The organism is Pontibacter ummariensis (assembly GCF_900188175.1).
GTDB lineage: Bacteria > Bacteroidota > Bacteroidia > Cytophagales > Hymenobacteraceae > Pontibacter > Pontibacter ummariensis.
Map to the genome: position 1 here is coordinate 20000 of NZ_FZOQ01000011.1, position 12328 is coordinate 32327.

General features: G+C 48.8%; 6 protein-coding genes, 1 tRNA gene and 1 pseudogene. 4 read left to right on the forward strand and 4 right to left on the reverse strand.

Translation table 11 applies throughout. The features are described 5' to 3' along the window. Nucleotide 1: 1 nt before the first annotated feature. Nucleotides 2-1216 carry a glycosyltransferase family 4 protein gene (locus tag CHB92_RS12630; RefSeq protein WP_089319586.1) on the forward strand — a complete coding sequence of 405 codons (1215 nt, stop codon included), beginning with the start codon at nucleotides 2-4 and terminating at the stop codon, nucleotides 1214-1216. A gap of 17 nt (nucleotides 1217-1233) precedes the next feature. On the opposite strand, the gene CHB92_RS12635 is transcribed toward CHB92_RS12630, so the two are convergent. The 3 genes from CHB92_RS12635 to CHB92_RS12645 form a co-directional block, all read right to left on the reverse strand. Further along, the gene (locus CHB92_RS12635; RefSeq protein WP_089319587.1) at nucleotides 1234-2487 is read right to left on the reverse strand and encodes a glycosyltransferase family 61 protein; all 1254 of its coding nucleotides are present in this window, start codon (nucleotides 2485-2487) and stop codon (nucleotides 1234-1236) included. Between the two features lie 67 nt (nucleotides 2488-2554). Then, a complete protein-coding gene (locus CHB92_RS12640) occupies nucleotides 2555-3652 on the reverse strand; it encodes an alginate O-acetyltransferase AlgX-related protein (protein ID WP_144266307.1) in 1098 nt (365 codons plus the stop codon). A 51-nt stretch (nucleotides 3653-3703) separates the two neighbouring features. Then, nucleotides 3704-5179 carry an MBOAT family O-acyltransferase gene (locus CHB92_RS12645; protein WP_089319589.1) on the reverse strand — a complete coding sequence of 492 codons (1476 nt, stop codon included), beginning with the start codon at nucleotides 5177-5179 and terminating at the stop codon, nucleotides 3704-3706. 405 nt (nucleotides 5180-5584) lie between these two features. Here CHB92_RS12645 and CHB92_RS26460 point away from each other — a divergent pair. Then, nucleotides 5585-8932 (forward strand): annotated as a pseudogene (locus tag CHB92_RS26460) (Ig-like domain-containing protein); the annotation flags it as partial. Nucleotides 8933-9032: 100 nt separating this feature from the next. Here CHB92_RS26460 and CHB92_RS25840 read toward each other — a convergent pair. Continuing rightward, nucleotides 9033-9124: transfer RNA gene (locus CHB92_RS25840), tRNA-OTHER, on the reverse strand. Between CHB92_RS25840 and CHB92_RS26145 the strand changes: the two genes are divergently transcribed. Next, entirely contained in the window at nucleotides 9098-10954 is a 1857-nt protein-coding gene (locus CHB92_RS26145) for an Ig-like domain-containing protein (RefSeq protein WP_245842537.1), read from the forward strand. The genes CHB92_RS25840 and CHB92_RS26145 overlap by 27 nt on opposite strands. A 6-nt stretch (nucleotides 10955-10960) precedes the next feature. Beyond that, nucleotides 10961-11941, forward strand: a complete 981-nt coding sequence (locus CHB92_RS12655) for a PorP/SprF family type IX secretion system membrane protein (protein ID WP_089319591.1) — start codon at nucleotides 10961-10963, stop codon at nucleotides 11939-11941. Nucleotides 11942-12328 lie beyond the last annotated feature (387 nt).

Consider the following 12328-nt stretch of genomic DNA (forward strand, 5'->3'; position numbering starts at 1 on the left):
CATGCGCATACTCATCATTCACAACCACTACAAACAGACTGGCGGCGAAGACACTGTTTTCTTCGCAGAGATAGCCTTACTGGAGGAGCACGGCCACACGGTGGAGACGCTTACCTTCTCGAACAACGACGTAAACAGCGCCGCAGAAAAGCTGCAGGCTGCTTTAGGAGTCGTTTATAACTACAAAGGTGCCCGTGCAGTAGATGAGAGAATAAAGCTGTTTAAACCGGATGTCGTGCACGTGCATAATTTCTTCCCCTTGCTGTCGCCTGCCGTGTTTTATGTATGTCAAAAGCATCAGGTGCCTGTCGTGATGACCCTGCATAATTACAGACTTATTTGCCCCAGTACATATTTGCATTATCATGGCAAGGTACATCTGGAGAACGTGCAAAAAGTCTTTCCTTTGAAGCCGATAAAGGATGGTGCATACCGCGATTCCAGCTTTCAAACCGCCTCCGTTGTACTGACTACGGGCCTGCATAAACTCCTGGGTACCTGGCGAAACAAAGTAAACCTTTTTATTGCCCTTACACCAGGGGCTGCAGCACTTTTCCAGAACTCGTCTCTCCAGCTTAAGCCGGAGCAGTTGGTGGTGAAGCCTAACTTTACAGCAGACCTGGGCTTAGGTGCCGAAGAAAGGGAAGAATACTTTTTATACGTTGGCAGGCTGTCCCCCGAAAAAGGCTTGGAGACATTGCTGGAAGCGCAGGCACTGCGTTCTTTTAAACTGAAGGTGATAGGGGACGGCCCTCTTCGGGAAGCAGTGGAAGCGCACGCCGCAAAGTATCCTGCATTGGAGTACTTAGGGTACCAGAAGCGGGATAGGGTAGTAGAGGAGTTGAAACGTGCGAGGGGCTTAATTTTTCCGTCGGAATGGCCCGAGATGTTTGGCATGTCCATCATAGAAGCTTTTTCGACCGCTACCCCCGTGATTGCCGCTAGAATTGGGGGCGGAGAGTATCTGGTGCAGGATGGGTGTAACGGCCTGCACTATCAGCCTGGTGACGCGAGGGACTTAGCCAACAAGGTAAAAGAGCTGGAACAGAACAAAAGCTATGCCTTAGGTTTGGGAAAGAGTGCCCGCCAGGATTACCTGCACCACTATACGCCCGAAGTAAACTATCAGTTGTTATTGAATATATACCAAAGGGCCTTAGGGCAGAAAAAAGAAAGCTCTGCCACAGTGCATTCAGCTACTGTAACAGAGCTTTAAGTGCTCTTAGAGAAGAGTCAGGCAACTTCGGCTTGCTTTCTCTGGTGGTCTGCCGTATGTTCCTCTTTTGTCGTCTTGTTAAGAATGTCCAGTACTTTTTCCGTTTCTACGAGCAGGTGTTCCCGTTGTCCCTGGCTGGCATTTCGTACTTTCTTTCTGCCTTTGCAGATAATGTACTCGTAATCTAGTTCTATTTTGGTAGCTATGTCATAGAAAGGCTCAACCACGAAGCCTTCGTTGAAGATCTCGATCATCTTAGTACCAGGTTTACAGAAAAACATGTTAATAAGACCTGCACCAGTGGCGCCTACTACAACCTTTGCTCTTGAAAAAAGCCTTATTTTCTCTTTTATGCTGAGCTGACTGGACACTACCGTTTTAAAACCGAAAGGTGCCAGCTCCTTAAGCAGTTCTTTTTCATTTAGCACGTTTCGGATCTTTGAATCAGAGCGGCTAATATAAAGGTAAGATGCTTCCGGAGTTTTCTGGTCCTCTTCTTCCTCGGCATAAGGCATAAAAGAGTCCTGGATAAAGTCACACAGCCACTTTGGTACTAACGTATGATTGCCCCGCGGTGCAGTGGAGGCAACAACGCAATCTGCCGCCAGGTGCGGATGCTCATCTCCTGCAATTATTTTGTTCAGGGGAATACCTAACAGGTCGAGCGTTTCTGTCTGGTAGCTGTACTGTAAGCTTGGTACATAAAACCAATCGATGCTTTCATACAAACCGCTTTTACGCAGCAGGTGAAGGCGAGGCAGCACATCTATAAACCAGTGCCCGATGTTGTTGATGCCGGCGCCTCCGGACAGCAAAGAGAATACTTTCCCTTTTAGTTTTAAAGGAGGCAGGAAGTAGCGTTGTTCAAAAATGTTGTTTAGGTCAGGCTCTGTAACCTTGCCTTTTACAAGGCTTAAAGATATGTTCTCTATCAACCGGTTGTATTGCGACACGACAGCCACACTGCTTTCATTGTCGGTATATATCCGCCCGTTCGGCACCTCCACAACCATATAATCGGTGGTGATCTGCTTTCTGGGCTTCCAATACGCAGAGCATGCTTCAAACAGGCTTTCAGAAATATCAAGCTTAGTAGTAAGGTTGGGATATATAGGGTGACAAGTCAACTCTCGTGGATTATTGGCCTCAATGTTATCCAAATGAATCCGGCACACGTCTCCTGGTCTGTACTGTGTGTTAAAGGGAACTATTCTTCCAAAGATCCTTCTCAGTCTTTTAGTGCCTTTCTCGTAAAAAACCTTCATTTTCATAGGTATGTTTATTAAGAGACGTCTTTTTAGGTTAGATTAGTTGGGTGTTACTAAAACCGCTATTATCTTAGTTGATGTTATGTTTGACCAGGTGCTTATCATTTTGGTTCTGGACCTCCCCGCCTAAAGCAACGGTTACGTGCCTGGCTACCAAGTTCGCTGCGACCTTTACTGCTACCTCGTTCCAATGAGCATCATCGGCAGGGTACAGGGGTACTTGCTTTTTCTGGTATAGCTCTTCGAAGGTAGTCTGCGTGTTTACGTAGTCTACGTTTCTTTCTCGAAGTTTAGCCATTAATCTTGGTAAGAAATTGGGCTTTTTTTGTGATGGCAGCAACTGGTAATATATGTTCTCTTTATTCGGGATAGGTAAAAACATAAAATGTATCCCTCTTTCGGCCAAAGCCTCTTTGTACCCCTCCAGAACATCCGCAATTCGCTCTATTTCTGCTTCACTGAGATCCTGGTTGGCTATTTCTCCTTCTATAAAGAACTCATTATTATAGGAGATATAGCTTTTCTCACCGAAGTAGCGCTGCAGGTTCGCCATGGTGCGATGGTACAAGCCTAATTTGGTAATTCTGTCCAAAGTAACCGTCATGGACGTGAGCACAGGAGAGTTTGCAATCAGGCTGCCGGTAAAATCGCGAAGCTCAGAATTAAAACCATTTGCTCCAATGGCAGGAAGACCTGGAATGCGACGTTCTATGCTCGAAACAATCACCATTCTGGGCGGTGTTTTTTGGAAGCGGCCTGTAGCCAGGAAGCGGTTCATGGTGGCTGGTGCAAACGAATAGACGTCCATGTTCAGGTGCTCCTCGAGCACTTCTGCCAGCGTTTCTTCCTGCGATAGCTTGGCTCCTGTTATGTTAGAGTCCCCAATCAGGAGCACCTCACTTTTGGTATCCCGGTTACGGTAACCATACGGGTCTGTGTACCACTCCACTAAGCGCTTTTGGGCATAGGGTGTGCGGGGTGCCAGTTCTCCTTCCTCTACCATTTTCATGTGCACGTTCGGGTAAAAGGGGCCGGGCATCACGCGCATGGTATTAACAGAGATTGTCTCCCATATCCTGAAGGTAAAGAAGTTCATGGGTAACAGAAACACTTCTACCAGTGGCCACACTATAAAAGGCAGCGCAAGCAAGGCTAACTTTCTCAGCAACCTTTTTACACCTTTATCTTTCACAATTTTTCTCACTAGACAGAACCTTTACTAGAATTGAAAATAAATGAACTCCTGCTGGCCGTACTGTCCGAAAAGTAGCACCACAATAATGGCCAGGTAATACACACTCCAGCGAACCCAGGCCGGGCGCTGCATAATTAGCTGAGATACGCTGCCGTTTCGCTGAACGAGGTGCACGGTTTCCATGAGGATGATAGACAGCACTGAAATAGTAAATACACGGGCTCCCTGGTCCATAAAAAGGGCATGGCTTACATCCATCGCAAACACCTGGCTTACATTCCCTATGCTGGCAAAAGACTCACGCACGATATAAAAGGCATCTGTTATGGTATTTGCCCGAAAGAAGATCCATGAAAAACATACGAGAGTAAACACTGTCAGGACTTGAATCCATTTGTAAAGCTGGGGGTGCTCTGATAAGCCTATCTTACGGACGAAGTTGTTCCGTTGTTTGGCTGTTATGATTGCAAATACCAGATAAAAACCATGCAATGCCCCCCATATGATAAAAGTCCAGTTAGCACCGTGCCAAAGACCGCTTACCAGAAAAGTAAGGAAGAGGTTATAGTACCAACGCCACTTTACCACACGGTTACCCCCCAACGGAATGTACAAGTAGTCGCGGAACCAGGTGGACAGGGAGATGTGCCAGCGCCCCCAGAACTCCGATATAGTTTTAGAAAAGTAGGGCCTCCTGAAGTTCTCCATCAGGTGAAAGCCCATTACCTGCGCCGCTCCTATCGCAATGTCCGTATAGCCGGAGAAGTCGCAGTAGATCTGGAAAGCGAAGAAGATGGTTGCAATGATAAAGGAAACACCCTCGAACTCAGAAGGGTTGTTATAGACCGCGTTCACCATCAGGGCCAGGTTATCGGCGATCACTACTTTCTTAAAGAAGCCCCAGGCCATACGACGGAGGCCCGCCACTACCCGATAGTAGTCAAAACGATGGTTCTGATGCAACTGCCCCAACAGGTTACCAGCCCGTTCGATAGGTCCTGCCACCAACTGCGGGAAGAAAGAGACAAAGAGCGCAAACACCCCCAGGTTCCTTTCCGGCTTTATCTGGCCATGGTATACGTCAATGCTGTAACTCATGGTCTGAAAGGTATAGAAAGAAATCCCCATGGGCAGCAACAGCTCAAAGGCAGGCATCGCATAGGGTACGTCCAGCCCCATGGCCAGGTCTCGGGCACTTTCGTTAAAGAAATTGTAGTATTTAAAAAGAAGCAGTGTGCCCAGGTTAGCGCCCAAACTTAAATAAAGCCAGGGCTTCCGCTTGTCCTTCTCCTCATCTGTGTACTTCCCCATGGCCCGGCCACTGACGTAATCCACACAGGTTGAGGCGAGTAGAATTAGCGTATACGCCGGATTCCAGGACATGTAGAAGTAGTAGCTGGCTAGCAGCAGGATAATCCAGCGTCTGTTAAAAGGGGTAAGGAAGTAAAGGGTTACTACTACCGGGAAGAATATGAAGAATTCAGTAGAGTTAAAAAGCATATACTTGCTAGTAAAGGGTGACCACTCGGAGTAGCGTAAAGAGACCAGGGAACCTGGTATGAGCTACACACTGCCTGTTTCAGAACAGTCTGTAGAAAGAATCATATTTTTCTATATTATATAGAAGTTAGGCTAAAAGGTTGTCCAATTCCCCACATATTTTTCCGGCAGGCCTTTATGCATAAAACAGTTATCTCTTTTAAAAAGACGATAAAAGAACCGGGTTATGCGGTGCTTATTCCTGTGTTTAGTCTACTTTCTATTAAAAACATTATAGGAATAGCAACCCAACAGGTGTTCCAACGTTAGTAAAGCCGTTGTCTATATAGTTTTTTTTATATGTCCTTTACACTTATCCAGCAAAACCCTTTTAGGAAGTGCACCTGTTTTATAGGGCTGTTCTTGATGCTTATAAGTAGCTCCTTTGCAGGCGCGGTTTCTGATCTCTCTGCAGAGAAGGCTCCTTTAAAAGCTGCTTTCCTTTTGGATGCACCCATTGGCCTGCAGGCCAGGCCCTCACTGGCAGGGGCTGTTACAGTAGAGTGGCAGCCTGTAAACAACGCGACAGGCTACGTGATAGAATGGTCGGCCAGCGGCGAGGCTGGTACCTACAGGCAGCGCTATACCGTGACAGACACCGACCCCCAGGGGGCTGTAAAAGCCTTCTTCCGACACACTGGGTTAGGAAGCGGACAAACATTATATTATAGAGTGAAAGCCACAACAGGGGAGGGGGAGACGGAATATAGTAGCCCCGTTACGGTAACCACTAACCCGGCCAACAAAAAGTATTTTATCATGCCCCTGGGAGACTCTAACACCGAAGGCGGGGGCGGATCAGTAGCTGAGGAGCAGCGGGTAGGCTACAGAAAGAACCTGTACCGGGATTTAGTATTGGATGGTAGAGAGAGTGGCTATCTGGTTGACTTCGTGGGGAACCGGCGTATGGGCGGTGCGCATTCCGCAGATTTCTTACAGGAAAACAACTTTGAGTTGGACATAGATCATGCCGGCTTTGGGGGAGCCAGGGATGAGGACATCGCACACTTGCTCGAGCACGGATACTATCTGCGCCATTGGGATGCGCAACGGATGGGGCTGGCAACTGAAACGCCTTATTTAGATGAGTTTTCTCCTGATGCAATCTTACTGCACATCGGCACGAATGAGCTTGATGGCAGCGAGACCGCCATGGGTGACATAAAAAAAATACTGGACCAGGTGGATGCTTATGAGGCCCGTGCAGGGAAAGAGGTAACTGTAATTGTAGCTAAAATCATCAAGCCTGTTTGTTATACCGATGCAAGTGGCGTGTATAAATGTAACTCACCGGCTCAGGCTGAAAACACCCTGAAGTATAATGAGCTGCTGGAGCAGTATGTTAATGCACGCATCGAAGCAGGAGACAGGCTGGAACTAGTGGACATGCAGGACGGTGCTGGTATCGACTACAGGTATGGAGATGATGGCGGAGACATGGCGGACTGGCTACATCCGAATCAGCAAGGCTATGACAAAATGGCGCCGGTATGGTTCAATCCGCTTACCGAACTCTTGTCAAATCCTGCAGAGCCTGCTGATGGGGAAGGGCCTGAGACCAGAATTGTTCAGAAACCCGACGAACTGACAAATAGTAAATCTGTCACTTTTGAATTTTCCAGTGAGCAAGGGGCTATTTTCCAGGTAAGCTTGAACGGCGGTCTTTATGAGGAAGTGCCAAATCCGTACATACTCCAAAATCTTATAGATGGCGAATATACCCTAGAGGTAAGGGCGGTGGATCAAATCGGCAATATCGATCTAAGTCCTGCCATTTATACCTGGACAGTAGATACACAGGCTCCCGGTAAGCCAATGGTTGCAGCGCCAAAGGAAGGAGCGCTCTTAAACGATAATACACCCACCATCAGTGGCACGGCAGAGCCAGGAAGTACAGTAGAGGTATATGAGGGTACAGCAAAGCTGGGAACGGCTACTACAGCTGCAGACGGAACCTGGATCTTTACGTTGGGTGCCTCACTCCCGGAAGGGGCGCACCAGATAACTGCAATGGCGACTGATGAGGCCGGCAACAGGAGCGGGGCCAGTGAGGCCAGGAACTTTACCGTTGATGTTACGGGACCTGCTGCCCCTGTTGTCCTAGTACCGGAGGACGGAGAAGTGATTGGGGACAACGTACCAACGATATCGGGAACGGCGGAGGCCGGAAGCGAAGTAAGCGTTTCTATAGGCGCTACAATGGTTGGTAAAGTTACGGCATCTGCTGAGGGAACCTGGACGCTGTCCTTAGTTACCGCCTTAGAGGATGGAACGTATCAGGTTACGGCAGTAGCTAGAGACGAGGCCGGAAACAACAGTTCGGTTAGTAGTGCCGTGTCTTTTACAGTAGACACCAAAGTAGTTGATACAAGCATTGAGTCAGGACCTGACGCTTTGACTAATCGTAATGCCGCCACGTTTGAGTTTACAAGTAACAAGACCGGGGTTACTTACTATGTTAGCGTGGATGAGGCCAGTTTTGCTCCGGTAGCGAACCCTTTTAGCTTAAGTGACCTGTCCGAGGGCCTTCATGTGTTAGAAGTGTATGCAAAGGACCAGGCAGGAAACATAGACGCAAGCCCTGCGACACACACCTGGACAGTAGATACACAGGCACCAGGGGCGCCAACAGTCGCTCTTCCTGCTGAAGGAGCAACTTTAAATGTTGGCAAACCTTCGATCACAGGCACAGCAGAAGCAGGCAGTCAGGTAGCAGTGCTTGAGGGGGCTAGCCAACTAGGACTAACGACGGTAGCACAGGACGAAAGCTGGCGTATTACTTTAGATGCAGCTCTGGCAGAGGGGCTACACCAAGTTACAGCAAAAGCTACGGACAAGGCCGGAAACAGTAGTGCTGCCAGTGATGTCAGAACTTTTACAGTAGACACGCAGGCTCCTGATACCAAAATTACCGCTAGTCCGCCAAAGATCACAAACAACAAGAGTGCACAGTTTAGCTTTGAAAGCACAGAGGGCGGGGTATCTTTTGAGGTAAGCCAGGATGGAGCATCTTTTGAGGCTGCGACCAGTCCTTATGCTGTTACAGGCCTTGCGGACGGTTCCTATACCTTCGCCGTACGTGCGGTAGATGCAGCGGGTAATACCGATTCTACCCCTGCCTCCTTTAATTGGGAAGTAGACGCTACAGCACCTGAGGCTCCTGTCATTACCGGGGTATCAGAAGACAGAGGCCCTGCTGCTGATGACGGTGTAACATCTGACAATACACTAAAACTCTCCGGCAAAGCAGAGTCTGGTACTACGATCGCTATTGCCAAAAGTGGGGGCAGTATCGGTGAGGTGACAGCTGCCACAGACGGAAACTGGGAGTTTAGTTATGAGGGCAGCGCCCTTGACGAGGGGGCGTACAGCTTCTCTGCTACAGCTACAGATGCTGCCGGAAACACAAGCGCTCCAGGCAAAAATCTTTCTGTCATAATAGACCAGACAGCGCCAGCAGTTGCTATCTCATCTTCTAATGCCTCTCCTGTAAATGGTGCTTTCGACATCTCCCTTACCTTCAGTGAGAAGGTGTATGGTCTTGTTTCCGCTGATCTGGAAGTCTTAAACGGCACTGTGAGCGAAATGGCTTCCGCCGATGGTGTAACTTTTAAGGCTATTGTTACGCCGACAGCAAGTGGGTTAGTAAGTGTGACTTTGCCGGCAGCCGTAGCAACAGACTTGGCTGGTAATCCTAACGGAGCTTCAAGACGATTGGAGATCAACTATGACAACTTGCGTCCGAGGGTTGTTCTTAGCTCTGATGCCCCGGCTATTGTAAACGCTCCCTTTATGGTGACATTTACCTTCAGTGAGGCCGTGGCAGGATTTGAACTTGCTGATGTAGCGATCACAAACGGTGCCGCAGGAGACTTTAACGTGCTTGGTCCAGACAGCTACACGGCCCTGTTTACACCGGATGGGGACGGAGAGGTAACGGTGCAAATAACGGCTGACAAGGCCTTTGACATGTCAGGAAACGGCAACCGTCCTACTGATTTTTTCAAACGGGTATTTGATGGCATAGGGCCAGCCGTTACATTAAGCACATCAGCAACAGACCCAACGAAAGCACCTTTTTCTGTTTTAGTCCAGTTTAGCGAACCGGTAGTTGGGCTTGAGGCTGGGGATCTAATAATTAGCAACGGAGAAGCATCTCAGTTACAGCAGGAGGATGAGCTTTCTTATACTGCTTTGATTACCCCTGAAACAAGCGGAGTAGTCACCGTAGCGTTGCCAGCGGGTGTAGCACACGACCAGGCAACAAATGGCAACCAGGCCTCTAACGAGCTAAGACTGCAGTATGATGCTGACCAGCCAGCAGTGGCGTTAAGTACAAATGCTCCCGACCTCATAAATCAGGCTTTCACGGTCACTATAAAGTTTAGCGAGGTTGTAAATGGTTTTGAACTGCGCGATTTGGTAGTCAGCAACGGGGTAGCGGAAGACTTGTCTGCAGTCTCTGACGTGGAATACACTGCTACCATCAGGCCGGCGCAGGACGGTAGGGTACGGGTGCAAGTGCCTGCAAACAAAGTGGAGGATGCGGCCACCAATGGGAATACGGCCTCAGACCTAGTAGAAGTTAGCTATGATGCCACAGCACCAACTGGCTACGCTGTTAAGTTTATTCCCGAATTGGTGGACGCGGAAAACCAAGAGCAAGTGCGCCTGGAGGTAAGCGGAGCGGAGCTTGGAGCGTCCTATAACTATAGCATCAGCAGTACTGGCGGGGGAGAAGAGGTGAGCGGGGCAGGTACTGCCGAAGCGGCAACCTTCACGGTTCCTGACCTTGACCTATCGGCATTGGGTGACGGTGTTTTAACAGTGCGCCTGTATTTGGTGGATGAGGCAGGAAACAGGGGGCAGGAAGTAACGCACCAGGTAGAGAAGCTGACAAAGAAGGTGGTGGCGATCGCTGCGCTTGCTGATATAACGGTACCGTTTGGGACAGTCTTCAGTGAAGTTCCACTCCCCGCAGAGGTAGAGGTAGCCTATGCCGATGGCGTGGAAGAGTTCGTACCAGTTATTTGGTCTGCAGGAAACTACGACGCCACCGCGCCTGCGACTTACACCCTTGCCGGTACCTTACAACTGCCGGAGAACGCTTCGAACACAGACGATCTGAGAGCTGGTGTAAGGGTAACTGTAGCGAAAAATCAGCCACCGGCAGCCCTGCAGTTGAGCCAGACCACCTTTAGCCCGGACACAAAACCAAACGATGTCATCGGTGCTTTTTCCACGACAGACCCGGATGATACCGTGTTTACTTATGCGTTAGTGCCGGGGCAGGGAGACAGTGATAATGCCTTATTCGATATCAGAAACAGCAACAAACTTCATTTAAAGTCTAACAAAGCCCTGTCTGGTGCTACTTCTTTTACCATACGAGTTCGGAGCACCGACCCCTATCAGAACAGCATTGAGGAAACTTTCACCCTTACCAAGTCTGCTTATCAGCCAAAAGCAGGTAAGATAAAGCTGGTAAATGCTTTCTCACCTGACGGGGATGGCGTGAACGACACCTGGACAGTACCTGAACTCCGCTTTTACAATGACGTGGAAATAGAGGTCTTCGACAGGTCAGGTGTTCGCCTGTACCACTCTTCGGACCCCGAGGCGGGGTGGGACGGAAGAGGTAAAGACGGAGAGGTTGTGAAGGGAGCCCATTTCTACATTATCCAGATCAAGGATATCGATGTGGTGCAGAAAGGGGTCCTAACAGTATTAAAATAATAACAGATGAAAAGAGTATTACTATTGGCCTGCACTATTTTGCTTGTTTGGGACGCACAGGCCCAAAACAGAAAGCAGGTGGCAGACCTATCGCAGTACAAGCACTATTACAACCCTTCTCTAACCGGTTTTGAGGGATCCGTTATCAGGACCTTGTATCGGAGCCAATGGACAGGCTTTGAGGATGCCCCTACTACCATTGTGGCGTCCGCTGAGCTTGGGCTAGACAGCGAGCGCATTGCAACGCGCTTTAATGGTCGCGGAAGGAACAGGGGAGGCGTAGACCTTAGTTCAAGACACGCTTTGGGAATCACGGCTTTCCACGATAAGTTTGGCCCTTCAAAGGAAACACAGTTTGCGTTGAGCTACGGCTCCGGTATCAGGTTGTCCGAGCAGTTAACGCTGCGCTGGGGAGCAGCCCTAGCCTACACTTTTAATAGTTTTGATGGAAACAAGCTGACCCTTGACCAGGAAAACGATCCGCGGTTTCAGGGCATCCTTGGGCAAAACAACCGCAGCAGCAGAGGAGACATTAACCTGGGTGTTTCCTTGACTAATGCGAATTATTACCTGGGCTATGCGATGCAGGACGTTACAGAAGGAAAACTGATATCAGCCGGCGATGAGTTTTTAAGTGACCTCTATGCCCGTAAGCACATGGTGCAGGCCGGGTATCGTACAAATCTATCGGAGCAATGGGGGCTGGTAACAAATGGGCTGTACCAGTACGATGTGATGCAGAAATCAACGGTGGGAGGCCAGGTAAAGGCGGTTTATCAGAACACCGTCTGGGCCGGGGGCGGTTACAGAAGTAACCAGGCCTATAACCTTACCGCGGGGGTGCGCCTAAACGAATTGAGGATCGCCTATGCCTACGAGTCCCCGGTACAGCAAGCGCAGTATATTGGCAGGTCCACCAACGAAATTGCCATTAGCTACAGCTTAACTTCTTTAAAGCAGCGGGGCTACCAGTTACTCATTTGGTAGTACAAAAAAGTCTTACCTGCTCTGCCGTTCTGCCATTAACTTTTGATGGTTGCCTATAGCTCTTTTTGTGCTCGGGTTTGCTTTTGGTTATATCCAGAGTTTTCCTAAAGGCAAGAAAAGCTGTTTGCCCTTTAGGAGCTGGCATCCTAAAAATATCCATGTTTTACCTTTTCTATCCGTTCTAAAGTGTAAGGATGCGGTATTGTACAGTAACTACAAACTATGCAAAACCAGCAGGGTCGATTATCGTAATCACTATAAATCTGTTCCAACGCCCTAAGTGGGTGCTTTGCTGCCGGATAGTTTAGTCAACACACCGGTAACCCAATAAGCCAGTCAGCTTATGTGTGCTCTATCAGCTGTCTGTCACCCTTATAACCTTACAGA